Below are 25,675 nucleotides of genomic sequence, written 5' to 3'. Positions count from 1 at the left end.
AGATTTCTCTCTCGTGCATGAATGTGATTTAGGTTTTTTTGCGTTCATTCCTTCTCGATTGATTAATATATCGGTTACCAAAGGGGTGTAGGATAATGAGTTATGAACAGCTGGGTAAAGACATCATTCAATCTGTCGGTGGAGAGAAAAATATTAACAACGTAATTCACTGTGCTACTCGACTAAGATTCACGCTTAATGATGAACAGAAAGTTGATAAAGAAAAGCTGGATAAAATGGAAGGGATTATTGGTGCAGTTAGCAAAGGGGGACAATTCCAAGTCATTGTGGGTACCCATGTTGCTGATGTTTATAAAGAGATAAGCAAATCCATATCTCCTAATAGTAATTCTGGCGATAATACGGTTAAGAAACCTATAGGAACCTTGATTTTTGATGTGATTTCTAGAAGCTTCTCGCCTTTAATTGGTGCCTTAGCGGGTGCGGGTATGTTGAAAGCGCTATTAACTGTACTGACTTCGTTAAATGTTTTAGCGGCAGATGGAGAGACTTACAAAGTATTAGCCGGCGCTAGTAATGCTGTGTTTTACTTTCTGCCAATTTTCCTAGGCATTACGTTATCGATTAGACTTGGTGTAAATGCTTATGTAGGGGGCGCTATCGGTGCGGCTTTACTCGAACCTAATATTACGGGATTAGCCAGTGTTGAATCTCCACATTTTCTAGGTATTCCTTTAGTAATGTCGGATTATTCATCGAGCGTTTTTCCGATTTTCATCGCCATCTGTATATATGCTTTACTAGATAAGCAACTAAGAAAATTTATACACAAGGATTTACAATTGTTCCTGGTACCTATGTTATGTTTGATGTTGATTGTTCCTTTGACCATTTTGGTTTTCGGACCGTTTGGAGTAAATGTAGGGAATCTAATCGGAGACGCTATTGTGTTCCTCAGTAGTAAGAGTGGTATTATTACGGGTGCAATTGTGGGGATTTCCTGGACGTACCTGACCGTGCTCGGTTTGCACTGGGGACTCGTTCCGATTATTCTTGAAAACATTGCTAAGGGTGGAGATCCGATCTATGCAATGGCAGGTATGGCTATTTTCGCCCAACTTGGTGTAGCCTTAGGGATTTTCTTGAAAACAAAAGACAAAAAGTTGAAAACATTGGCCGGAAGTACCTTTTTACCTGGCGCGCTCTCAGGGGTAACTGAACCTATTATTTACGGATTGTTGACACGTTACAAACGGACTTTTATTTATGTATCTATTGCCGGTGGTCTAGGTGGAGCGATGTCAGGTCTTGCTGGTGTAAAAATGGAAGTATTCGCATTTGTGAGCGTATTAAGTCTTCCTGCATTCTCACCTTTGGCTATTCAAGCGATCATAGCTCTTGGGACGATTATATTGGCTACGGTGATTACGATGTTCTTTGGTTTTGAAGACAAAAAGAAAGCGAATGCTGTGGAAGAAACATCGAATGGTGTAGAAGAAAAGACGAATACTGAAAAGAGCGAAGTTATTCTCCCACACGCTGTGAAAAGTACAACTATTGTAAGTCCTCTAGCTGGTAACGTAATCCCTTTATCCTCAGTAGATGATGCTGCATTTGCTTCTGAAGCAATGGGCAAAGGGATGGCAATCGAACCTTCAGAAGGTAAGCTGTACTCCCCGGTAAGTGGGGTTGTATCCACCATTTTCAGAACAGGTCATTGTATTGCAGTCGTATCGGATGATGGCGTTGAAGTTCTGATCCATATCGGTATAGAAACTGTGAAGTTAAAAGGGAAATACTTTGATGTGAAAGTGGAAGAAGGAGCAACGGTTAAACAGGGTGACCTACTGATTGAATTTGATCTCGAACAAATAAAAAATGAAGGCTATCAAAGCACAACGCCAATCATTATTACCAATACAGCTAACTATAGTGATGTCATTGGCACCAAGAAAGCGGCCATCAAACCGGGCGAAGATTTGATGACGGTTGTAGTTTGATTTAGTGGCTGGCCATAAGAATTAAAATGAAATCGATCTCTTAGTATGGATGCTGAGAGGTCGATTTTTTATGAAAAACATAATAAAAATATAGCTAGCTGCGCATAATGGAAAGGATTGTTAGATGCTTGTCGATTAAATAAGTCCATGGTATGATTTTTATAAATTAATAATTGTGGATTGTTACTGGTCGTGCAGGCAAAACCCGAAGTTTAGCCATTTGTTAATGGTTACTTTTGGTTTTGCCTTTTTTAATTTCTGGTACAAGGGGTTGCCGTATGCGGATCGAAAAAGTGTTAAACAACAATGTTGTTACTGTCATAGATGATCTTAATTTTGAACTGGTAGTCATGGGAAGAGGACTTGCCTTTAAGAAAAAACAAGGGGACTATCTAGAAGAAGACAAAATTGAAAAGATCTTCACTTTAAGCAATCAAAAGCTTTCAGATAAGCTAAAAACACTGCTTTCTGAGATTCCAATAGAGCATATGGAGCTTTCAGAAGAGATCATCAATTTCGCCAAGCTGCAACTAGGTAAAATGCTGGATGATAGTATCTACATCAGTCTGACCGATCATATCAGCTTTGCGTTAGAGCGATTCTCAAAAGGGATGAAGATTAAAAACGCCATGCTATGGGAGATCAAAAAGTTCTATAAGGAAGAATATGAGGTTGGGAAAGCAGCACTTCAAATTATTCATTCAAAGTTTGGCATTATGCTTCCCGAGGATGAGGCTGGACATATTGCTCTCCATCTGGTGAATGCTGAACTGAATGAAGAGATGCCGAATATGGTCAATATTACGAAGATTATGAATGACATCTTAAATATAGTGAAGCATCATTTTAGACTAGAGTATGATGAGGAGTCCCTCGCTTATTATCGGTTTATCACTCACTTGAAATTTTTTGCCCAACGTCTCATCAACGGCACTCCACCGCCGGATAATGAGAATGGCTTATTTAATTTAGTGAAGGAGCAATACAAAGAAGCTTTCGCCAGCGTTGAAAAAATAAAAATCTATATTGATAAAACATACAATCGTGAATTAACAAATGATGAAATGCTGTATCTCACCATACACATTGAAAGAATTACAAACCAAAAAATGGAGTAGCAAACATCCTAATGATCAAGGAAGCCCTTGATTTATTAGGATTTTTTTTAGAAAAAAGTCCAGCTATATTAAATTTTAACTTTGACTTTCGGTGGAATCACGTATAAGATAACTATTATGTTATCTATGATAATCATTATCAATAGAATGATAACAATTATCATAGAATATAACTTCGAGCGTTATATACAGGGGGATAAAGAGAATGCACAAAAGGTTAATTAGTTTATTTATGGTTATTGCTATCATATTGGTAGTATCGGGCTGTGGTACTAACCAAAAGAATAATTCAACATCAAACACGGGAGCAAATGACAAACCAGCTTCTGAAAACGCAAGTAGTGAATCTACAAACGGTCCGATCGTATTAAAAGATTCTAAAGGCGAGGTTAAGCTGGATAAGCCTGCGCAAAAGGTTGTAGTTCTGGAGTGGACATTTACGGAAGATATTATTGCGCTCGGAATGCAGCCGGTGGGGAATGCCGATAACGAGAACTACAAGTTATATGTAACTTCTGAAGTGCCACTCGATGCAGGCGTAACGGATGTTGGTTCACGTGACGAGCCGGATCTAGAGACCATTGCTTCATTAAAGCCAGATTTGATTATTGCGAATACGGGCGGACACGAAGGAATTTATGATCAATTAAAAGGCATCGCTCCAACACTGATTTTCGGTCTGTATCCGGAAGAAGGACAAGGCAATCAGTATACGTTGATGGAAGATACTTTCAAAACGATTGCAGCGGCTGTAGGTAAAACCGCGGAAGGCGACAAGGTTCTTGCTGACCTGGATGCACATTATGCGGAAGCGAAGGCAAAGCTGGCTGAAGCAGGTAAAGAAGGCTTGAATTACGTGCTGACGCAAGCTTACAGCTATCAGAATGCGGCAACATTGCGTCTTTTTACAGATAACTCACTTGCTGTACAAACATTGGAACGGATTGGTTTGAAGAACGACTGGAAACCCGAAAAATTCGAAGCTTACGGATTCACTACATCAACGGTTGAAGCATTGCCGGCTGTTCAGGATACTAACCTGATGTATATCGTTCAGAAGGATGATAATATTTTTACGAAAGAACTGAAGGATAACTCCGTGTGGAACGGCCTTAACTTTGTGAAAGAAAATCGTACCTTCGGATTGAGCAGTACTACTTGGGTGTTCGGCGGTCCGATATCCTCTAAAGTTATCGTGGATGAAGTTATAAATACATTAACGAAATGAGTGCTTTTATGAACGGGAAGAGCAGCAAAGAAGCCTCAAGCGGAATGACTTGGCGAATCATTGGAATATTTGGGGGCGGCCTTGCCGTCCTCTTTGTTCTGTCCATTCTAAGCCTAGGCTTCGGGGAAGCCAAAATTCCTGCAGCTACGGTATTGAAGGGATTGCTAAATCGCCAGGATGTGATGGAACATAATCTGCTATGGGATATCCGGATGCCGCGTACGGTGATTGGCCTACTGGCTGGGGCCGCACTAGCTGCGGCTGGAGCATTATTGCAAACGATAACGAAGAATCCGCTTGCTTCCTCAGATACATTGGGGATTAATGCTGGAGCTTATTTTATGGTTGTCCTAGGTATGGTTACTTTTCCAGCTTTGCAGCATGAGTTCCCATTTTTGCTTGCAGTAGCAGGGGGGCTGCTTGCTGCACTGGCTGCCTATTTGTTGAGTGGTGGTAAGGGGGCCACGCCTGTCCGATTAGCTTTGTCAGGTATGATCGTGTCTATGGTTCTCGGCGCGTTTACATCGGCCCTACATATTTTTAACAAGAACGAAACGCAAAACCTATTTTTATGGGGCTCCGGCTCACTGATTCAGCTAGATTGGGACGGTGTTAAGTATGCCTGGCCTTTTGTTATTCCATTGCTAATAGCAGCTATGCTCGCAGGTAGGCAGTTTGACGCGTTGGAGCTTGATGAGTCCACTGCTCGTTCACTCGGGCAACGTGTTGGATTGGCACGGGGGTTAGGTCTAGGTTTATCTGTATTGTTGGCTGCGGTCGTGGTCAGCGTGGTCGGTCCGATCGGATTTGTGGGTCTGGTGGCTCCTCATCTGGTTCGGCTTAGCGGTATTCGAAAGCATCACCTGCTCATTCCTGCAAGTGCGCTGTGGGGAGCACTGCTCATTACGGCAGCGGATACGCTTGCGCGTATGGTTCGTAGCAGTGTAGGTGAGATGCCAGTTGGGGCGGTTATGGCGATTATTGGAGCGCCTTGGCTCATATGGCTGGTGCTCACCAAGATGAAAAATATATCGGGTTCAGGCTCAGGTCAGTCATCTATGAATATAGGTGGAACTGCGCTTCGGATGCGCTTTGTTCCGGCGGTGATAACCATGACCGTACTGCTCGTTGCGGTTATCCTTGTGAGTTTGTCACTTGGGGGAACGAGAATACCGATTAGTGAGCTACTGAGCAGTCTTATCCACAGCAGAGATGGATCTTATTCCGTCCTGCTGAATTTACGGCTTCCGCGTACACTCGTTGCGGCTGGAGGCGGTATCGCGCTTGCCATTAGCGGTGTCTTGATTCAAAGCGCTGTCCGAAATCCGCTGGCTGACGCCTCCATTATTGGTGTGACCTCGGGTGCTGGATTGGGGGCGTTAACCGTAATGGTCGTTTTTCCGGCATTGACGGTATTAGCAGTCCCTATTGCAGCAATTGCGGGTGGTGCTTTGGCTGCAGCCTTTGTGTTTGTTATGGCATGGCGTAGAGCCTTGAATCCATCGGTCCTTATTCTGCTTGGAATTGCAGTATCGGCAATTGCTTCTGCGGGAATACAGGTCATGATCGTCAAGGGCAGTTTATGGAGCAGCAGCTCCTTAATTTGGTTAACGGGTTCGACTTACGGACGAAGCTGGAATCAATTTAATAGCTTGTTTATCTTCCTGATAGTACTCGTTCCTTTTGCTTATTATTTGGGACGTAGATTCGATTTACTAGCATTTGGCGATGAGAGTTCAACAGGTCTGGGCCTGCCCGTTCGCGGAACTCGGCTTTGGGCGATGATTATCGGTGTGATGCTTGCAGCGGGAGCCGTTGCAAGTGTAGGAACCATTGGGTTTCTCGGACTTATGGCGCCGCATGCGGTACGGATGATGATTGGGCATCACACAAGACGATCTATTGTTCTGTCAGGATTACTTGGCGGATTGATGCTCGTGATTGCGGATACGCTGGGAAGAACCATTATGGCGCCGAAAGAAATTCCATCGGGTCTTATAATAATGTTGATCGGAGCTCCGTATTTCTTGTTCTTGATGTACCGATCTCAGGCTAGAAAAGTGTAATACCCTTGGGACGCTACAGAATATGATGATTCGATAAACGTAAGGAGAGAGAGTGGTAATACCACTCTTTCTCCTTTTTTTTCTCCGGGTGCTTAGCTCTTCTTTTATCAAGGTTTGATTGAAGTTTAGATTATTTTTTTGTAACCTATAAATCATGAAACTTTTATATACTTAGAAGCGTCAGATGAGTAGGTAAAAAATGTATTCGTCATTCCAGGAGGGTGGATCTGTGAAGAAGTTATGGATTTCAATTTTAGTAGTTTTAGTAGTCTTTCCGATGATGTTTCAATCCTCTGTAAAGGCTGCTACTCCGATCAGTATTATTATTGATGGGGTTCGATTGTCTACAGATCAAGCACCGGTGATGGTGAATGGACGGACGATGGTGCCGCTGCGGGCTATTTTTGAAGCCTTTAATGCCACCATCAAGTGGAATCAAAAAGCACAAACTGTAACGGCAACTAAAGATGATACAACGATTATGTTAAAGATTGGCTCAAAGACCGCCACCATTAACAATAAGGTTGTAACTCTAGACGTGCCTGGTTTGAATCTGAAGGGGAGAACGATGGTCCCAACAAGGTTCGTCAGTGAAGCACTGGGCCATGAAGTAGGATGGAACCCCAAGACGCAAGTTGTAACTATAACAACTTCAGCCTCTAACGTTGGAAATGCAGGCCCAGTATCCAACGTAGTAGCGCAGGATGTGAGTGATTTCGGTGATGGTCGTGATCTTCAGGTTAGTTTCACTCGAGCGGCAAATGAGTCACTAGTGGATCATTACCGTGTTTTGATTGTGAAATCAGGGAATATTCTCAACTTGTCGTCCGCACAAACGATAACCTCTTACAATTATTCTACGGTATTACCAACAGGTACTAATCCTTCGATTCAATTGACTTCTGCTTCGAGGACTGTTGATGGTGATTCAATTAAGAGTAATCAAGCGTATGTGGCTTATGTCTTGACGGTTGGCAAAGGAAGTAATGCCAGTGCACTTTCTAGTGGATCCTCCACTATGACTCTAGTGAATAAGACTGTAGCGGCAATAAATAATGTACAAGTAAATGATATAAGCGATTATGGGGATGGAAGAGATTTATCGGTAAGCTTCAATAAGCTGTCAGATGAGTCGAAGGTAAGTTCTTATCGGATATTTGTTGTCAAAGCTACTAATTATTCGAATTTTAATTTAGCTACAGCAAATAATGTGACCAGTGCTAATTACACGTTAGTCAGCAAGACCGGTAATAATATCACGCAAATTTTATCTTCAGGAGCCAGAGATGTGGACGGAGCTCTTGTTAAAACTGGCGTGAGCTACAGAGTGTTTGTCATGGCAATTGATAGCAGTAATGCAGCAAATAATGTGTTGTCTTCTGTTTCATCTGCAATTACGCTGTCCAACATAGGGGTTTCTAACTTAAGTGTTAGCGACGTTAACAACTATAATGATGGCCGAGATTTGAGGGTATCATTTACTCATGCGACGGACGAAACCTATATTAGCCAGTATCGTATCCTGGTAGTTCCGACGTCATATTACAGTAGCTTTAGTTTAGCTGAAGCCAATAATATATCCAGTGCCTACTATACAGCAGTGAGTACAACAGGTACTACAACCAATCAAGTATTGACTTCATCAACCAGAGATGTACGTGGAGCTTTGATAAAGAATGGAGTCAACTATAAAGTATATATTTTATCTATTGGAAGCAGTAATACTGGCAATGTGCTTTCGTCACCTTCATCGGTCATTACGTTGTTGAATGATTCTAGTGTGAGTATCGTCTCAAACTTGAGTGTCAGTGACGTTAACGACTATGGTGATGGCCGAGATTTGAGAGTGTCCTTCACTCATCCGACGGACGAAACCTATATTAGCCAGTATCGGATTATGGTAGTACCCACATCCTATTACAGCAGCTTTAGTTTAGCTGAAGCGAATAATGTATCAAGTAGCAACTATACATCGGTGAGTACATCTGGATCTTCTACCAGTCAAGTATTGAATTCGTCAACTAGAGACGTTCTCGGAGCTTCGATAAAGAATGGAACTAGCTATAGAGTATATGTGTTATCCATCGGAAGCGGGATTTATTGGGATTCGAATGTGCTCTCCTCCGCTTCATCGGTCATTACTTTGTTGAATGATTCTAGCGTAAAAGCCGTTACAAACTTGAGTGTCAGCGATGTAAATGACTATGGTGATGGACGGGATTTAAAGGTGTCGTTTAGCCATGCCACAGATGAAACGTACATTAACCAATACCGGATTATGGTGGTGCCTACGTCCTATTACAGCAGCTTTAGCCTATCCGAAGCGAATAATGTATCCAGTTCTAACTACACTTCGGTAAGTACATCAGGTAACAGTACCAGTCAAGTATTAGAATCCTCAGCCAGAGACGTACGAGGCAATTTGATTAAAGATGGAACCAGCTATAAAGTATATGTGCTATCTATTGGTAGTGGAAATTATGCCGGTCCCAATGCATTATCCTGGGAGTCATCGGTCATTACGTTGTCTACGACTAAGAGCCCAGTGATCTCTGTAACCAATGTAACGTATAAAGAGGACAATGGGAGAATCCTGATTAGTTTCGTAAAATCAGCCAATGAGTCCAATATTTCAGAATATCGAGTATTGGTGGTTCCTTCCAAACAAGGTTTTGGTTCTGCGGATGCTATTGAGGTGAGGTCCTCGTATTATACGTCAGTAACCCCTAACGGGACGAATCCTTCCATATTCACTGCGACAAGGGATGTAAACGGAGATTCAATTGTTAAAGGTGTCAAATATAAGGTGTATGTTCTTGCTGTAGCCAATAATAGTGGTGTACAGAATGGTGGTCTTTCAAATTCTACAGAAGAATTTGAAATATAACCGAAATAAAGTTATTGTAAACATTTCAAGTTGACACCCTGTGTGATTTATCATATTATAATTCGTATTGTTATAAGTAAATAAACCAAACTCTATCCAGTGGATGGAGTGGCGGAATTTTGTCAAAGATGTATTCTTTGGTTTCAGTCGCCCCTTGTCATTTCGATGACAAGGGGCTTTATTATGTGATTTGGACGGTTCAATAGGATGGTTCAACAGAAAGGAAAGAAGATTACGATGAATATGAAGTTACTCAAATATGCTTTACTAGTATTTATAGGAGCATGTAGTTATGGATCGCTGTCAACGATCGTCAAGCTTGGAATGAACGATGGATTTAGAATGCAGCAACTGGTCGGGTCGCAATACTTTTTTGGATGGTGCATGCTGCTCTTGTTAGTTGTATTATTTTCCCGAAAAAAACTCGGGTTAAAAGTAGGTGCTTCGTTATTAGGCGCCGGGATTACCATTAGTATGACGGGGATTTTCTATGGATTTGCCGTTGAACAATTACCTGCTTCGATTGCGATCGTTCTCTTATTCCAATTTACTTGGATTGGTGTGATTCTGGAGGCTGTTGTAGATAGAAAATGGCCTAGTCGTGAGAAAATAATTTCGATGGTTATCCTTCTGATAGGAACAATTTTAGCTGGGGGGATTCTAGAACCTAGTGTAGGCGAAATGACTACGAGTGGTATTGTTTTCGGTTTGATGTCTGCGGTGTCGTTTGCCTTGTATATTTTTGTTAGTGGAAGAGTAGCTACTCAGGTACCTGCTGTGAATAAAAGCTTGTATATGACTACAAGTGCAATGATTATTATTATGGTTGTTTTTTCCCCTTCCTTTATTTATGACGGAGCACTTACAGATGGACTTTGGAAGTATGGTCTTCCTTTAGGGTTGCTTGGCATAGTTATTCCTGTGCTTTTCTTTTCTATTGGTGTTCCGAAACTGGGATCAGGTCTGGGAACGATTCTTGGTGCGGCGGAGTTGCCGGCAGCTGTAGTAGCCTCCGTGTTAGTCCTGCAAGAAGAAGTATCCCTACTTCGCTGGGTTGGAATTTTCGTTGTTCTGATCGGAATTGCTGCACCACAAATCATACCGATGCGAACAGGGGAAAAGTCACCCAAACCATCCTCCAAACCATCACTTCGTAAGGTAGAACTTTAAACTGTATACTAACATCGATGGTATGATCAGGTCCTTATAGGATGAGATCATCAATCGGTGTTTTTTTTTGCGAAAAAAGATTGGTGTTAATTTTTCTGGTATGGCGAATCATTGTCTATTATATAGTGGTGCTATTCTATTTAATGGAGATGACCACTGATGAACAGAAATGACTATGACTATTTTAAGTCTTTGCACGATCAAAAAGATCCGCTAATGCTATATAACTGCTGGGATGTAGCTTCGGCTAAAGCGATAGAAAAAGCCGGTTCAAAGGCTATAGCCACAAGCAGCTTCGCTATGGCGGATTCATGGGGGTATTCGGATGGTGAACAGCTCTCATTTGAGCAGCTACTGTGGGCTGTTACGAGAATAGCAGAACATGTATCTGTGCCATTGACGGTAGATATTGAAGGTGGGTATGCTGTAAATGAAGAGTCCTTAGCCAATAACATAGAACAATTATTCCAGCTAGACATCTGTGGGATTAATTTTGAGGATCAAAAGGTGAATCATCCGGACGATGAATTATGGGCAATCGAGGAACAAATTCATCGTATTCGAACTATACAGCAAGTGGCAGCCAAACTTCAGAAGAAGGTGTTTATTAACGCCAGAACCGATCTCTTTTTCAAAAATGGGAAGCATTCTTTGGATTTAGTGAATGAAGCAATTGAGCGTACCTGTGCTTACGCTGCTGCTGGAGCGGATGGAATTTTTATACCAGGACTCACCGATCGAAACTTGATTGAATATTTTGTGCAGCAGTCGCCACTGCCTGTAAATGTTATGGTGATGGATGGTATGATTTCAAATGCTGAATTGCAGGAGCTTGGCGTAAAAAGAATTAGCTATGGTCCATATAGTTACTTTCAAGCACTGCATCATCTTCAAGACGATACCCGGTCCATTCTGCAGCCACCCGCACATTATTTAGAAATGAGCTAACGACACTATGATCACGAATAAACAGCAAATCGATAAATATTATGAGATGTTAGTCGAAAAAAACTCCAATTATGAAGGTGTATTTTTTGTCGGCGTAAAAACAACAGGCATCATGTGCAGGCCAACTTGTCCGGCTAAAAAGCCATATAAAGAAAACTGTGAGTTTTTCGCAACAGCCAAAGAAGCCTTGTTAGCTTCATATAGACCGTGTAAAAGATGCCAGCCTTTGTCCAATCCGACAAAAATGTCCTCAGAAGTAAAGCTTCTTGTTGAAGCTATAGAGCGTAATCCGGAAAGGAAATGGACAGATAAAGATTTTGATGAGCTGTCGATTAGTGCAAATACTGCACGCAGACAATTTAAGAAGCAATTCGGAATGACCTTTATTGAATATGCACGTTCCAGACGATTAGGACTGGCATTCAAACATATCAGGAATGGGGATTCTATCATTAACGCACAACTGGATAGCGGGTACGATTCGAGTAATGGATTTAGGGATGCTTTTTCAAGAACGATGGGAACGGTCCCGAATCACTCTAAGCAGGTTAAAGTGCTCTACTGTACCTGGATAGAAACGATATTAGGGTCTATGCTTGCGATCTCAGATGAAGAGTGCCTTTTACTGCTGGAATTTGTGGATCGAAAGGGACTTGAGAACGAAATTAAGAAATTACGTACTCGCTTGAATGCAACTATTTTGCCTGAAAAGGTTCCTGTGCTAGAGCAAATTGAAGAGGAATTAAGTCTTTATTTCGAAGGACAACTTACAGAATTCAGAACACCGATTCGTTATTTAGGTTCTGATTTTCAGCAAAAGGTATGGAATGAACTTCGAAGAATTCCTATAGGCCAGACGGTCTCTTACAAGGAGCTTGCAGAGAACATAAACAACCCTTCAGCTTGTCGAGCTGTAGCCAGAGCTAATGGAGCGAATCAATTATCGATCTTGGTTCCGTGTCATCGCGTGATCAATAGTAATGGTGAATTAGGGGGCTATGGCGGCGGCATTGCAAGAAAAGAATGGTTGATCAATCACGAGAACAGCCTTAGTTCGAAGGTAGCTTATTAACTAAAACCATACTGAACTCGATGTGTCTGAAAGTCTGGATACGTCGTTTTTTTATGCTTTTGCCAGATTTAAAAGTACTGTTTTAAGCAAAAGAAGGAAAAATTATGAATTCACAACAATATCCAATTGTGTTAGCATAATATATATTTTCATAAGAAAGCGAGCCTTATCTTAGGAGATTGGAGTGAACATCATGCTGAAGGTTCTGATCGTGGATGATGAGCCCTGGGTGCTTGAAGGGCTGAGAACGATGATTAACTGGGAAAAATACGGCTTTGAAGTGTGCGGGGAAGCCCGTAATGGTTCAGAAGCGATGAGACTTATCCAAGAATATAAACCGGAATTGGTCCTAACGGACATTAATATGCCGGTTATTAACGGTCTCGAGCTTATCGCAAAATTGAATGAAGTGATGACAAAGCCTCCGAAATTTGTGGTATTGACTGGGTATGATGACTTTAAATATGCACGTACGGCATTGCAGCAACGAGTGAATGACTATTTATTAAAACCTATTGATGATGAAGAAATAGAGTCCTTATTAAGCAGGATTACGCCTATGATTCAAAATGAAATCGCTTCCAATGAGGAGCTTGATAAGAAGCAATTCTTTGTCGTAAACAATATCGTCAACCGCCTAATACAAGGCGAGTATAACGAAAATTTAGAGCTTCTAACCCAGAGCACGTTGAAGCTTCAAGCGAATGCAGAGTTAATGTGTATTCTTATCGAACCAGCCACATCTTTGAATCCATTTCTTCCACGAACCGTCGACTACTTTCCTCAGGAAAGTATACATTTCTTTCAAGATCGATCGGGAAGAACAGGGATCATTCTTGAGTCTGCTTCTATTGGGAATGAGAGTCTGGACGCTATCGTCAACCAGATTCGTTCGGATTTCGCTGAACAATTATATGAACCGGTACTTCTAGCGATTAGCACTAGAATGGTAGGCATATGTTCGATTCGAGAAATCTATATGCAAGCACTTGATGTATGGAAACGCAAGACACATCAGCAGAAGAAGGGGGTTTTTCATTATTGTGAGCTTAGGGCTCTAAAGAAGAATGAACACCATGAGGATCACTTCAAACTGCTGCTGGATAAGGTTCTGGCAAACGATATAGAACAGATACAGCCATGTGTAAAAGAAACGTTTGCTTTTTTCGTAGAGAATCTATTGACGATTGAAATCGTGCAAGCCCAAGTGGCTCATTTGGAGCTTACAATTTGTACACTTATAGCCCAAATGAATGGTACTCCAGATACGATGATGATAAAGATTCAGCAAGAATATGGAAATTTAGGGGAGTTAAATGATTATTTTGCATTAAGCCGTTATGTTCAAAGTCTATCTATGCTGGCGACGGTCTATTTATCTGAATTAGAGCAGCAGAATGAACAAAATACGATTTACAAGGTGATTCAGTATGTGGATCGTGAATTTCGGAATAAATTGAAGCTTCAGGATTTAGCGCGGCAATTTCATATCAATTCTACCTATTTGGGACAGCTTTTCAGGAAACAAACGGGTCAGGGCTTTAGTGAATATTTAAATGCCAAAAGGATTGAGGAAGCCAAAAGTCTGCTTAAGCGAACGCAGCTGAAAATATCGGATATTGCGGTGCAGGTGGGATTTTCAAATACAGACTATTTTATAGACAAGTTCAAGCTGATTGTAGGGGTAGTCCCATCCGTCTATAAAAATGAAAATAAAAACCAATAGCTCTAGGGGAAGCAAGGTGTTTCGTATGGAGAGAAAAAAATTTAGATTTAGAAAAGTAGTCAATGACATTCCACTGAACTATAAATTTTCCCTCATTTATATTATTGGTGTGCTTCTCCCTATCATTATTATCAACCTTGTTTTTTTGGATCGGATTTCCGATTTGATCAAATCCAGAGAACAGCAAAACTTAGAAATCTCTTTAGAGAGGGCCAGAAAGGATATTCAGGATTTCATTGAGGGTGGAGTAGCAGTTAGCTATACGCTGTCCTCCGATAAGAATCTGTATGAATTGCTAGAGCGGAGGTATGGGAACATGATTGAATTTTATGACACCTTCGACGAACAGCTTCGAGATCGGATGAACAGTTATATGCCAGTTAACAATCAGCTTGAACGAATTACTGTATTTACGAATAATGACTCTATTGTTTCCGGGAGTAACTATCAGGTCATCACGGACAAGGTAAGGGAGAGTGAGTGGTATAAGCAGTTCAGTGCTGCGAATAAACATATGTTTCTTGCTGCTTATCAAATGAGCTCAGCGCCTAATGTGGCTTCTAATGCCCCGTATTTAAGTGTAATTGAACGAATGGATGTATACAGCTCACTGAATACCTATGAGAAGCTGCTTAGAATTGACCTGGATATCAGTAAAATATATGACATTATAATTAGAGAAAAGGATTATTTGAGTCTTTACCTGGTTAACGGGCAGGATGAAATCATTATGTCTGCTCAGAGCGGGTATCAGAGAGGTACGAAGGATCCTTATCCTGTATTCGAGCTTCAGGATGATGAGCGCAAGGAAGACATACATATTGTACCCGTTGGCGGGGCTAGTTATATAAAAAGCTGGCGAATTATAGGGGTTACGCAGGGGGAGCGTATTGCTCAGGCCATTCTGGAGATTCGAATTTATGCGGGTATTTTGGCGTCCATTGTCACCTTGCTCACAACCGCCTTTCTATATGTGATGTTAAGATCCTACAATTATCGGGTGAAACGGTTGTCTAGGCATATGCAGAAAGTAACGAATGAGAAATTCGATCTTATTCAAATCGATGAAGGACAAGATGAGATTGGTGACTTGATTCATAACTTTAATAGAATGACCACTAAAATTAATTCTCTAATTAACGATGTATACAAACTAGAGATTCAAAAGAATAACCTGGAGATGGAAAGAGTAAGGGCTGAACTGAATTTTTTGCAAAGTCAGATGAATCCCCATTTTCTCTTCAATACTTTAAATGCCATTTTAGTGGTCTGTACCAAAAATAATTATTCAGACGTTACAGACATCATTAAGAGTTTATCCAAGTTGCTCAGAAGACTACTTAGCTGGAAAGAAGATCTCGTTACATTGGAAGAAGAAATGACGTTCATTGAGATGTATCTGAAAATAGAAAAATTCCGGTTCAGAGATAAATTTGATTATCAATTTGAGATCGATGAGCAGTCGCTGCAATATAAAATTCCAAAGCTAAGCATGCAGCCTTTAGTAGAAAACTCCTGTAAGCATGGTCTGCAGGCCATAGAAGGACTCGGTATCATTAAAGTAAAGACGGAAATCGAGGATAGTCGTTTGCAAGTTACAATTTCAGATAACGGTAAAGGGATCGAACCAAGCCAGCTTAAAGAAATTTTATTTAATGTTCAAAATGAAGAAGCCTCCTCAGGAACGAATATCGGAATCCGCAACGTGTATCGCAGACTGGAGCTATATTATGAAGATCAGGTTCGCTTTGAAATCAGCAGTGTCCCAAATGAAGGGACCGTTGTCACGTTTGGCATTCCGCTAAAGCTCCTGGAACGAAAAAATAGCTAGAAGGTGAGGGAGCCTATGAAATACAAAGTATTGTTGATCGATGATGAGCCTAGTGCTCTTGAGGGGATGCAGCTATGGATAGACTGGCAGGCGCTTGGATTTGAAGTATGTGGAACCTCCAGTAATGGCAAAGAGGGCTTACAGTTAATAAAGCAGCTACTGCCGGATCTTGTCATTACCGATGTAAATATGCCGCTAATGAATGGTCTGGAAATGGTTTCCGCCTGGCAGCAAGAGGAGACTAAACCGATTAAGTTTGCCATACTAAGCGGTTATAGTGAGTTTGAATATGCTAAGACAGCTATACGTTATGGCATTAACCATTATCTGATGAAGCCGCTTTTCGAAGAAGAGGCGTCAGAAGAATTGAAGGAGATATATCGGGAATTAGAACAGGAGACTCAGAAGCGAAGCTTAAATCAAATGGCAAACTCAGAGGAGGTTGTCTCTCTTCTTAAGAGCATTCTGAATGAGAAGGCAGAAGATAAGTCAGACTTTACAGTACTTACACGTCTATCGGAAGGCAAAAGCCTTTGGAATATTTGTTTACTGCAGACAGACCCGACGATGTATACGGAAATTAGAGAGAAAGCAGTAGCTCTCCTAACGAATACGGAATCGATGTTTCTGATCGATCTGGAGGCTTATTGCTTTGGAATCGTATACGGCTATCCTTCGGAGTCTGATGAGGGTGCTGTAATATATCATGCAGTAGCTCCCTTGCTGAATGAACACCCTAAGCAAGCCATGTATATTGCAGTAGGGGATAGCGAGGGCTCTTTGCTTCAAATTGCGAATAGCTACCGAACGGCGAAAGAAGCGCTAATGTATTATTTTTATAATTCGGATCATTCAGGATTCTTGACCTATCAGGGAACCAAAGATAGTCAATTCAGCTATCACTATGATCAAATTCAACTGATGGATGACTTAATGAGACCCATTAACACACTGGACATAAAAGGCTTTAAACAAGCTGTGGGCTTGGCCTCTCGTAGTTTTCGTGAGATGCGCATCGCTCCAGAGGTTGTGAAGAAGATCGTTATTCATATTATGTATAAGATCGTTGAGTTTACTTCGAAAGCTAGTGAAGTTCAAGTATCCTCCTTGTTAACCCAAATAACAATCCCCGAAATGCGGGACTCGATGATGAAATTGAACGATTTAATGCGTAATCTTTTATCATGTGGTGAGGCGAGTATTGATATTCTTATAAAAGAACAAAGCCAAAAATCACAGGGGATTGTACAGGAAATCAACAACTATATTGAAGCGCATTATCACGAAAATCTTACAATTAAAAAGCTGTCGGAGGTATTCTTCCTGCATCCAGTATATCTGGGACAATTATTGATCAAGAAGAATGGCATTCATTTTAATGAGCAGCTGCATGACCTCCGGATTAAGGAATCAGCACGTTTACTTCAACACAATAAGTTGAAAAACAGTGAGATCGCAGAGAAGGTAGGATATTCCAACTATAGTCAGTTTCTCAAACAATTTGAAAAGAAGATGCATATGAGCCCTAATGAATTTAAACATACGAATACCTAAACTTTTTGGGGGTATACCTTTAGTTCTGGCGTATTATCAGTGGCATCATCACCTCTATAATTTAACTTGTAAGGGCTTACAATATGGTTTCACCAACAAAATATGGAGGTGCTTTATGGGGGGCAAGTCAATATCAAAGTTCAAACTTAGTCTGATTGCTGTGTTATCCCTAAGTTTTGCTCTAGCAGGGTGCGGTGGAAATAACAGCGGTAATACTGCTAAGGGGGAAAACAAACCGGCAGAAACAACAGCTGCAACTGCAGCTGGAACCGATGACAAGAAGGTAGAGCCTTTTGAAGTTAGTATCTTTCTTGGAGAAGCAGGTCAGCAACCCACACCAGATAACAAAATTTACAAGATGATCAAAGAAAAAACAGGCGCATCATTCAATTTTGAATTCTTGGCTGGAGACCTTAAACAGAAGCTTGGCGTTATGATTGCCGGTTCGGATTATCCAGATCTGATGAGTTCCAATACCCAACTGACTGCAGCAGGTGCATTTATTCCTCTCGAGGACTTAATTGAAGAACACGCTCCGAATTTGAAAGCGCATTACGCAGCTTACTGGAACATGATGAAGGATCCCAATGATGGACACATTTATACACTTCCAAACTATGGTGCGTACAATGGTGAGATGAATACAACCTATTACTCTGGCCCAGCTTTCTGGATTCAGAAAGCTGTACTTAAAGATGCCGGTTATCCAACGGTTAAAACTTTGGACGAGTATTTCGATCTTATCGTGAAATATAAAGAGAAAAATCCAACCATTGATGGTCAACCAACAATTGGGTTTGAGATTCATAACAAAGACTGGAGAAACTGGGGATTGTTTAACGCTCCTCAGCATCTGATCGGTCATCCTAATGATGGCGGAGTAGTAGTTAAGGATAACGTAGCAGAAATCTTTGCGGATAAAGACTATGCAAAGCAGTACTATAAAAAACTTAATGATATGAATGCGTTGGGTATTATTGATAAAGAAGCATTTGTAATGGATTATGACCAATATTTAGCTAAATTGTCTAGCGGAGCCGTACTGGGAATGTTTGATCAGCACTGGAACTTTGGTAAAGCAGAAGATTCACTCAAGACACAAGGGAAAGATATGAGCACTTATGTAGGTCTGCCTCTTGTGTATGATACTAACACCAAAGATTATTATCTGGATCGTCCTGCTCTTAACTTGAATAATGGATTCGGGATTACTGTCAATGCTAAGGATCCAGTGAGAATCCTTAAACTTATGGACACATTGATTCAAGAAGATTGGCAAAGAACCCTCACTTGGGGGATTGAAGGCGAAGATTATCAAGTGGTAGACGGTCGCTTTATAAGAAACCAGGAGCAACGGGATAACGCAGTTGATGCTACATGGAAGCTAAGTAACAAAGCAGAAGCTTGGTATGCTACCGCTCCGAAAATGCAAGGGTACTTTGCAGACGGTAACTCAACGGATGCGGCAGCCCAACCAGAAGAATATAAAGCAGGGTTGGAAGCGTATGACAAGGAAGTTCTTGACGCATATGGATTCAACAGTTATGTAGATTTCTTCAGTAAGCCTGGACCGAACCCAGTGGCTTATCCTGCTTGGTCGATAGATCTTGTTGAAAATTCTCCAGCAAAAATTGCCGATACGAAGATGGGAGAAGTTAAGACCAAGTATCTGCCAAAAGCAATCTTGGCTAGCCCTTCCGATTTCGATAAAGTTTGGACTGAATTTGTTGGAGAACTTCATAAAGCGGATATTAAAGCTTACGAAGACAGAATCAATGAACAGCTTAAATGGAGATTTGATACTTGGAGTGTTAAATAGTTAGAGCTTGCTTAAAAATCAGAAAGTGGTGGCTTATTAGCCAACCACTTTCTGAAATATATGGATGATGTGGGGAGAAAATATATGGATGAGATTTTAACGGGAAAAAAAGTTAACCGGCATCCTAAAAGAAAAAAGAAGCAACCGATTACTCTGACCTTGATTAAGAATCAGAAACAGCTGATTTGGATGTCAGTTCCATTGCTGCTGTATATTGTACTATTTGCGTACGTACCTGTTTGGGGATGGACAATGGCTTTTCAGGATTATAAACCAGCTAAGGCATTTGGCGAACAGACATGGGTCGGCTTGAAACACTTCAAGTTTCTATTTACGGATGATACCTTTTTAAGGGTACTACGAAACACACTGGCTATGGGATTAATTAATTTCTTTCTAGGATTTATAACCGCGATAACATTGGCCTTACTTCTTAATGAAATCAAAAATGTATTTTGGAAAAGAACCGTGCAGACCATATCCTACCTACCTCACTTTCTTTCCTGGATTATTGTAACAGGGATTGTAGGTGTCTCCCTCTCGGTTAACGACGGGATTATCAACATCGTGCTCATGAAATTACATCTTATCGATTCACCAATCCTTTGGTTGAGTGAAGGGAAGTATTTCTGGGGTATTGTGGGTGCTTCAACCGTCTGGAAAGAGGTTGGATGGAGTACAATCATCTACTTGGCTGCTATGGCTTCTATAGATCCAGCTTTATATGAGGCTGCTGAGATTGATGGGGCTAACCGGTACAAAAAAATGTTCAATGTAACATTGCCGGGAATTAAACCAACCATTGTAATCCTGATGATAATGTCCATAGGACATGTATTGGATGTCGGATTTGAGGTTCCGTACTTGTTAGGGAACGGGCTTACTGTAGACTGGTCGGATACGATTGATATATTTGTATTGAAATACGGGATTGGGCAAGGGAATTACTCCTTAGCCACTGCGGGAGGCATATTTAAAACAGTCGTAAGTGTAACGTTACTGCTTTTAGCTAACTGGACGTCGAAGCGGCTAGGGGAAGAGAGGCTGTTATAATCATGGAAAAAACTCAATTAATACCTCAGAAATCTCCAAAAAGTAATAGTAGAAAACGTATGAGAATTATAGGGATCGAACCAGTAGTGTTCGGTACCTTCAATACTATCTTTATGATATGTCTAGTCATTGTTACCTTGTATCCATTCTTGAATACTATAGCAGTTTCCTTAAATGAGGGAAATGATACCATCCGCGGCGGCATTTATCTATTGCCTAGGGAGTGGACTATACAGAACTACAAAGCTGTTTTTGCCTCTGGTACAATTATTCCTGCTTTTTGGATTTCGGTAGCACGAACAGTGATATCTACGATCCTGAATCTATTTTTAACCACAATGCTTGCTTATACTTTAAGCCGGAAAGAATATGTTTTCCGCAAGCAGATTACCTTTGTTTTCGTCCTAACCATGTATTTTAATGCGGGTCTGATTCCAAATTATTTTCTAATTAAGGATCTTCATTTGCTTAATACATTTTGGGTATATGTAATACCGACTATGATAAGTGCATTTAATATGATCGTCATCCGTACTTATATTGGTAGCATACATGAAAGTCTTATGGAATCCGCGAGAATCGACGGTGCCGGGGAATTTAAGATTTTCATGAAAGTAGTCTTCCCTTTATGTAAACCTGTTCTGGCTACCATCGCCCTTTTTGTCGCGGTAGGTGCATGGAACTCATGGTTTGATGCTTTTATCTACACCTCTTCCCGCCAGCACTTGAGTACATTGCAGTATGAATTAATGAAACTAATACAATCTAGTATGAATGCGAACAGTAGCGCAAGTGTAGCTAACGGGGCAGGGGTAACTGCGGAGTCAGCGGGGTCAATGGTAACTCCAAAGTCCATTCGTGCAGCCGTTACTATCGTTGCTTCGGTTCCGATTCTGCTAGTCTATCCATTCATGCAAAAGTACTTTGTAGTTGGAATGAACGTAGGAAGCGTGAAGGAATAAGTAGCTTGCACCCACTATTAAATAATAGGAAGGTTGTTTGTTGAATTATGACTCCATCTCCAATCACATACACGAACCCAATACTTCCAGGTTTTTATCCAGATCCTAGCATCACTCGAGCAGGGGATGATTTCTACTTGGTGTGTAGCTCCTTCGAATATTTTCCTGGGGTGCCTATCTTTCACAGCCAGGACTTGATTCACTGGACACAAATTGGTCATGTATTAGATCGTGTAAGTCAGCTAGATACACGTAAGAGCAAAAGCTCTGGAGGTATATTTGCTCCAACCATCCGGTATCATGAAGGAACGTTTTACATGATAACGACCGAAATACACGGGAAGGGGAATTTCTATGTTACGGCTACGGACCCAGCGGGTCCGTGGTCAGACCCGATTAGTATTCCTTATGGAGGAATTGACCCTTCCCTAATGTTTGATGAGGATGGAAAGGTATATGTAACCACCCAGCAGGGAGCAGATTATGATTCCCACGCTATTCAATATGAGATAGACATTGCTACAGGAGCAGCATTAACAGAACCTGTTGTCATCTGGACTGGGGATGGTGGACCTTGGACGGAAGGACCACATTTGTACAAAATTAACGGAATGTATTATATCATGTCTGCTTCAGGCGGCACGGCAAAGGAACACCGAGAAATTATCGGTCGTTCTTCCTCCCCTTACGGTCCTTTTGAAAGATTAGAGCAACCGATATTGACCCATCGCGGGACTGATAGTCCCATTCAGTATCTAGGACATGCTGATCTGATCGAAGATCGTAACGGGGATTGGTGGGCCGTATTCCTTGGAGTACGTCTAGTAGATTCCAAGTATACAGTGCTAGGAAGAGAGACCTTTCTTGCCCCTGTAACGTGGAATGAAGACGGATGGCCGATGATTGATAATAATGAGGACACTGTCGGGCTGGAGATGAAGGTTCCGCGTGTACCGGGTCATTCGCCAAAACCTGAGACTAGCGGAAGATATGATTTTGATGACCCTGTATTGCCGTTGGGATTATCCTTTCTGCGGAATCCGGCAGAGGGAAGCTGGTCACTAAGCCAACGTCCGGGTTTTCTAGCTCTTCGAGGGCAATCGAAAGACCTTAATGAAGTGGGTCAGGTAGCCTTTATAGGCAGAAGACAGCAGCATACTTCAGCTGAATGGAGTACATTACTGGATTTTAACCCTACCGTGGACGGTGAAGAGGCTGGACTCTGTGCTAGATTGGACGAGAATGCACATTATGAAATTGCACTATCGCAAAGAAATGGACATAGAGTGATTACAGCTTATTTAACTGTTGATGGAACAACACATGTGGCTGCAGAGATTCCAACGATTGCTGGATGTTTATATCTGAAAATTCGGGCGGAGCTAACGGAATACACTTTACTTTATTCTTTGGATGGTCAGGAATGGATCGAGCTATCTAGGGCTCTAGCCTATCCATTATCCCCTCAAGCTGTCAAAGGAAACGGATTTACCGGTGTTCTTGTTGGCTTATATGCGACAGGTCATGGTAAAGTAGCTGAGGTACCTGCCCACTTTGATTGGTTCGATTATCGGTCATAATGAATAGCGTTTGTTAGGAGGGAACTTGTTGAGACAAGCTAGTGATTTTACAGAGCCTGCACTAAAGACAGTGTTCGCAGAGGATTTCAAGATTGGCGCAGCCGTCAACCCATTAACTATCCAATCACAGGAGCATTTGCTTGCTTATCATTTCAACAGTATTACCGCTGAGAACGAGATGAAATTTGAAAGTCTGCATCCACTTGAGGACACTTATAACTTTAGGGCAGCAGACCAGCTGGTTGCCTTCGCCAGGGAACATCATATGGCGATGCGCGGACATACCTTGATTTGGCACAACCAGACAACGGACTGGCTGTTTGAGGATAAGGGCGGAGGACCTGAAAGCAAAGAGATTCTGCTTGCACGAGTCAAATCACATATTCAGACCGTTGTAGGACGTTATAAGGATGATATTTATGCTTGGGATGTTGTCAATGAAGTTATAGCCGATGAAGGAGAAGAGCTTCTTCGCCATTCGAAGTGGCTCGACATTGTTGGCCCGGATTTTATCGCCAAAGCGTTTGAATTCGCCAATGAAGCTGACCCTAAGGCATTATTATTCTACAATGACTATAACGAATCCCATCCATTAAAGCGTGACAAAATCTATAAAATGGTGAAGTCGCTATTGGAACAAGGCGTGCCGATCCATGGCATCGGATTGCAGGCACACTGGAATTTATACGATCCTAGTCTGGATGATATTCGTGCAGCGATCGAAAAATATGCATCGTTAGGACTTCAGCTCCAACTGACAGAGCTGGATGTATCCATGTTCCGTTTCGATGACAAACGAATGGACTTAAAGACAGTACCTGCTGAGCTGCTCGAGCTTCAAGCAGATCGATATGAAGCGATGTTCGCACTGCTGAGAGAATACCGGGACGTGATTAGTTCGGTCACGTTCTGGGGAGCAGCGGATGACTATACCTGGCTGGATGATTTCCCTGTTCGTGGGCGGAAGAACTGGCCGTTCCTATTCGATGAAGGGCATAAGCCGAAGCCAGCTTTCCATCGAATTATCACCTCTGCCACGAAATCATAGAGTGGGCAAGCTGCTCAAATAATGAACTGTGAACCCGTCCTTATATCGATTAAGGGCGGGTTATTTATACGTTGATAGATTAGTAGAATAGATCTCAAAGGGCGGATTAAAGTGAGCGTGACAATTAGAAGGATTCTGGAAGATTTAATAGGAGCCATGGAACAGATAGATGGGACTGTGGATACTCTTAAGCCGGGGAATCCAGAAATGGTGATTACAGGGATGGTTACGGCATTTTGCGCTACGCAATATGTTGTGGAGCGAGCGGTTGCTATGAACGCCAATTTGTTGATCACACATGAAGGTGTGTTTTACAGTCATCATGAGACGAGTGAGTGGTTAGAGGATGACCCTATTTATCTTGCGAAACTGAGTTTAATCGAGCGTTCTGAACTGGCTATTTTTCGTTATCATGATTATTGGCATAGGCATCAACCAGACGGGATCATGGTGGGCTTGCTACGAGAGCTTGAATGGTCAGCCTATGTGGTTGAGCAGCAATCGACTGCTACAATCCTATCGATTCCAGCTATGACGGTAAGTGAAGCGGCACAGTATATAAAAAGAAAGCTAGGTATCTCCTATTTACGTGCTGCCGGAGACGTATCCCAGATATGCAGACATGTGGGGATATTAGTAGGTTACAGAGGAGGTGGGACGATGGCTATTCCTCTTTTTAATCAGCACAATCTTGATTTAATTATTGCTGGCGAGGGCCCCGAATGGGAAACTCCAGAATATGTGAGGGATGCTGTCCACCAAGGCAGATCAAAAGCGCTGATTATGTTAGGTCATGCGGAAAGTGAAGCTCCAGGAATGAAATATTTAGCTGAAGTTCTGGCACAGAAATACCCAATGATTCCTACTTATTTTATTGCTGAACAACCGGTCTATCAGCTGGTTTAATTCGTATAAACCGAAATGAAGAATAAATTTGCATATTATGGAGAAAATGATTGGAAACTAGGTCACTGAGAAAGGAGTGTTTCAATGGAAATTCCTTTGGAGGCTGATGAAGTGTTAAGTCGTATCAAAAAGCTTCAAACCGATGGAAGCTCGATCAGCAAAAAACAAGTGAAGCAAAGCGATCCTGATCTTATGAGAAGTGCGCTGTTCTTTTTTCCGAGCTGGGAGCATGCATTGAAAAACGCCGATCTGTTGTAGCCATATGATTGTATAACGAAGCCGAGTGGTTCAGGGATTGATCTCTGATGGCCGCTCGGCTTTTTTTAGATATATTGAGTAAACAAGAGCAAAAGAAAGAGAAAACGAAGTGTATGCTCAATATGAAATGAAAAGCATGGCTTTCAACATTATTTTGCCCACGGCTCAACTTTACAAGAAACCTTACACGGAGTATGATTCATCACATAACTGACAATTACATAAGAAGTCCGCTTAATTTCCGTTAAGGAAAGCGGGGGAACCAACAACTGGGAACCAGTGTAACAATCGGTACTAGTTATGGGGTGAATCCTGTTCCAGGTGCATAAATGCATCCATGCAGGTAGGGCAACTCTCACTGCCCGAATCCGACAGCTAACCTCGTAAGCGTATGGAGAGAGGATGAATGGCGTATTTGATGATGAATAGCCACAGAGAATCCCTCTGTGGTTTTTTGCTGCGTTAAAAAGCAGATATAGTTGTAGAAC

At 41.6% G+C, this 25,675-nt stretch carries 18 protein-coding genes and 1 riboswitch; all 18 genes read left to right on the top strand.

The features are described 5' to 3' along the window. The first annotated feature begins 95 nt into the window (after nucleotides 1-95). The 18 genes from ACQKMP_RS22645 to ACQKMP_RS22560 all read left to right on the top strand — a co-directional run bounded on the left by ACQKMP_RS22645 (nucleotide 96) and on the right by ACQKMP_RS22560 (nucleotide 25,187). Nucleotides 96-1,961 (top strand): beta-glucoside-specific PTS transporter subunit IIABC, encoded by a 1,866-nt coding sequence (locus ACQKMP_RS22645; protein ID WP_427471166.1) that lies wholly within the window; start codon nucleotides 96-98, stop codon nucleotides 1,959-1,961. Between the two features lie 278 nt (nucleotides 1,962-2,239). Continuing rightward, the gene (gene licT, locus ACQKMP_RS22640; protein WP_042191726.1) at nucleotides 2,240-3,079 is read left to right on the top strand and encodes a BglG family transcription antiterminator LicT; all 840 of its coding nucleotides are present in this window, start codon (nucleotides 2,240-2,242) and stop codon (nucleotides 3,077-3,079) included. A 205-nt stretch (nucleotides 3,080-3,284) separates the two neighbouring features. Beyond that, nucleotides 3,285-4,307, top strand: a complete 1,023-nt coding sequence (locus ACQKMP_RS22635) for an ABC transporter substrate-binding protein (protein ID WP_427471165.1) — start codon at nucleotides 3,285-3,287, stop codon at nucleotides 4,305-4,307. A gap of 8 nt (nucleotides 4,308-4,315) precedes the next feature. Continuing rightward, nucleotides 4,316-6,373: an iron ABC transporter permease gene (locus ACQKMP_RS22630; RefSeq protein ID WP_427471163.1), complete on the top strand. Its 2,058-nt coding sequence runs from the start codon at nucleotides 4,316-4,318 to the stop codon at nucleotides 6,371-6,373. A 229-nt stretch (nucleotides 6,374-6,602) separates the two neighbouring features. Beyond that, complete coding sequence (locus tag ACQKMP_RS22625; protein ID WP_427471162.1) at nucleotides 6,603-9,260, top strand: stalk domain-containing protein; 2,658 nt, start codon at nucleotides 6,603-6,605, stop codon at nucleotides 9,258-9,260. A gap of 243 nt (nucleotides 9,261-9,503) precedes the next feature. After that, nucleotides 9,504-10,430 carry an EamA family transporter gene (locus ACQKMP_RS22620; RefSeq protein ID WP_427471206.1) on the top strand — a complete coding sequence of 309 codons (927 nt, stop codon included), beginning with the start codon at nucleotides 9,504-9,506 and terminating at the stop codon, nucleotides 10,428-10,430. 159 nt (nucleotides 10,431-10,589) lie between these two features. Continuing rightward, nucleotides 10,590-11,378 carry an isocitrate lyase/PEP mutase family protein gene (locus tag ACQKMP_RS22615; RefSeq protein ID WP_379425255.1) on the top strand — a complete coding sequence of 263 codons (789 nt, stop codon included), beginning with the start codon at nucleotides 10,590-10,592 and terminating at the stop codon, nucleotides 11,376-11,378. A 7-nt stretch (nucleotides 11,379-11,385) separates the two neighbouring features. Further along, nucleotides 11,386-12,450, top strand: a complete 1,065-nt coding sequence (locus tag ACQKMP_RS22610) for a bifunctional transcriptional activator/DNA repair enzyme AdaA (protein ID WP_427471159.1) — start codon at nucleotides 11,386-11,388, stop codon at nucleotides 12,448-12,450. A 193-nt stretch (nucleotides 12,451-12,643) separates the two neighbouring features. Next, on the top strand, nucleotides 12,644-14,176 hold the full coding sequence (locus ACQKMP_RS22605; RefSeq protein WP_427471205.1) for a response regulator transcription factor: 1,533 nt from the start codon (nucleotides 12,644-12,646) through the stop codon (nucleotides 14,174-14,176). Between the two features lie 25 nt (nucleotides 14,177-14,201). Continuing rightward, nucleotides 14,202-16,007 carry a sensor histidine kinase gene (locus ACQKMP_RS22600; protein ID WP_042194513.1) on the top strand — a complete coding sequence of 602 codons (1,806 nt, stop codon included), beginning with the start codon at nucleotides 14,202-14,204 and terminating at the stop codon, nucleotides 16,005-16,007. A 15-nt stretch (nucleotides 16,008-16,022) separates the two neighbouring features. Further along, nucleotides 16,023-17,561, top strand: coding sequence for a response regulator transcription factor (locus ACQKMP_RS22595; RefSeq protein WP_427471157.1), 1,539 nt, complete (start codon nucleotides 16,023-16,025; stop codon nucleotides 17,559-17,561). 115 nt (nucleotides 17,562-17,676) lie between these two features. Further along, a complete protein-coding gene (locus tag ACQKMP_RS22590) occupies nucleotides 17,677-19,380 on the top strand; it encodes a sugar ABC transporter substrate-binding protein (protein WP_042191712.1) in 1,704 nt (567 codons plus the stop codon). Nucleotides 19,381-19,464: 84 nt separating this feature from the next. Continuing rightward, nucleotides 19,465-20,433, top strand: a complete 969-nt coding sequence (locus tag ACQKMP_RS22585) for an ABC transporter permease (protein ID WP_042191710.1) — start codon at nucleotides 19,465-19,467, stop codon at nucleotides 20,431-20,433. A gap of 59 nt (nucleotides 20,434-20,492) precedes the next feature. Then, nucleotides 20,493-21,395: a carbohydrate ABC transporter permease gene (locus ACQKMP_RS22580; protein ID WP_143759544.1), complete on the top strand. Its 903-nt coding sequence runs from the start codon at nucleotides 20,493-20,495 to the stop codon at nucleotides 21,393-21,395. A 47-nt stretch (nucleotides 21,396-21,442) separates the two neighbouring features. Then, nucleotides 21,443-22,975 carry a glycoside hydrolase family 43 protein gene (locus ACQKMP_RS22575; RefSeq protein ID WP_339798550.1) on the top strand — a complete coding sequence of 511 codons (1,533 nt, stop codon included), beginning with the start codon at nucleotides 21,443-21,445 and terminating at the stop codon, nucleotides 22,973-22,975. Nucleotides 22,976-23,003: 28 nt separating this feature from the next. Next, nucleotides 23,004-24,023, top strand: coding sequence for an endo-1,4-beta-xylanase (locus tag ACQKMP_RS22570; protein ID WP_427471153.1), 1,020 nt, complete (start codon nucleotides 23,004-23,006; stop codon nucleotides 24,021-24,023). Between the two features lie 111 nt (nucleotides 24,024-24,134). After that, nucleotides 24,135-24,929: a Nif3-like dinuclear metal center hexameric protein gene (locus ACQKMP_RS22565; RefSeq protein WP_339267117.1), complete on the top strand. Its 795-nt coding sequence runs from the start codon at nucleotides 24,135-24,137 to the stop codon at nucleotides 24,927-24,929. 84 nt (nucleotides 24,930-25,013) lie between these two features. Then, a complete protein-coding gene (locus tag ACQKMP_RS22560; RefSeq protein WP_170880375.1) occupies nucleotides 25,014-25,187 on the top strand; it encodes a hypothetical protein in 174 nt (57 codons plus the stop codon). A gap of 221 nt (nucleotides 25,188-25,408) precedes the next feature. Beyond that, nucleotides 25,409-25,593, top strand: a riboswitch (cyclic di-AMP (ydaO/yuaA leader). Nucleotides 25,594-25,675 lie beyond the last annotated feature (82 nt).

The organism is Paenibacillus sp. NPDC101420, from assembly GCF_050277435.1.
GTDB lineage: Bacteria > Bacillota > Bacilli > Paenibacillales > Paenibacillaceae > Paenibacillus_AQ.
The sequence above is the reverse complement of the archived record's forward strand: the minus strand, read 5'-3'. Positions and strand labels throughout refer to the sequence as shown.

Excerpts from the sequence above, each read along its gene's own strand:
- ACQKMP_RS22595 (WP_427471157.1), top strand. The coding sequence starts at position 16,023 with ATGAAATACAAAGTATTGTTGATCGATGATGAGCCTAGTGCTCTTGAG.
- ACQKMP_RS22590 (WP_042191712.1), top strand. The coding sequence starts at position 17,677 with ATGGGGGGCAAGTCAATATCAAAGTTCAAACTTAGTCTGATTGCTGTG.
- ACQKMP_RS22630 (WP_427471163.1), top strand. The coding sequence starts at position 4,316 with ATGAACGGGAAGAGCAGCAAAGAAGCCTCAAGCGGAATGACTTGGCGA.
- ACQKMP_RS22585 (WP_042191710.1), top strand. The coding sequence starts at position 19,465 with ATGGATGAGATTTTAACGGGAAAAAAAGTTAACCGGCATCCTAAAAGA.
- ACQKMP_RS22610 (WP_427471159.1), top strand. The coding sequence starts at position 11,386 with ATGATCACGAATAAACAGCAAATCGATAAATATTATGAGATGTTAGTC.
- ACQKMP_RS22580 (WP_143759544.1), top strand. The coding sequence starts at position 20,493 with ATGAGAATTATAGGGATCGAACCAGTAGTGTTCGGTACCTTCAATACT.
- ACQKMP_RS22600 (WP_042194513.1), top strand. The coding sequence starts at position 14,202 with ATGGAGAGAAAAAAATTTAGATTTAGAAAAGTAGTCAATGACATTCCA.
- ACQKMP_RS22615 (WP_379425255.1), top strand. The coding sequence starts at position 10,590 with ATGAACAGAAATGACTATGACTATTTTAAGTCTTTGCACGATCAAAAA.
- ACQKMP_RS22645 (WP_427471166.1), top strand. The coding sequence starts at position 96 with ATGAGTTATGAACAGCTGGGTAAAGACATCATTCAATCTGTCGGTGGA.
- ACQKMP_RS22560 (WP_170880375.1), top strand. The coding sequence starts at position 25,014 with ATGGAAATTCCTTTGGAGGCTGATGAAGTGTTAAGTCGTATCAAAAAG.
- ACQKMP_RS22605 (WP_427471205.1), top strand. The coding sequence starts at position 12,644 with ATGCTGAAGGTTCTGATCGTGGATGATGAGCCCTGGGTGCTTGAAGGG.
- licT (WP_042191726.1), top strand. The coding sequence starts at position 2,240 with ATGCGGATCGAAAAAGTGTTAAACAACAATGTTGTTACTGTCATAGAT.
- ACQKMP_RS22620 (WP_427471206.1), top strand. The coding sequence starts at position 9,504 with ATGAAGTTACTCAAATATGCTTTACTAGTATTTATAGGAGCATGTAGT.
- ACQKMP_RS22635 (WP_427471165.1), top strand. The coding sequence starts at position 3,285 with ATGCACAAAAGGTTAATTAGTTTATTTATGGTTATTGCTATCATATTG.
- ACQKMP_RS22575 (WP_339798550.1), top strand. The coding sequence starts at position 21,443 with ATGACTCCATCTCCAATCACATACACGAACCCAATACTTCCAGGTTTT.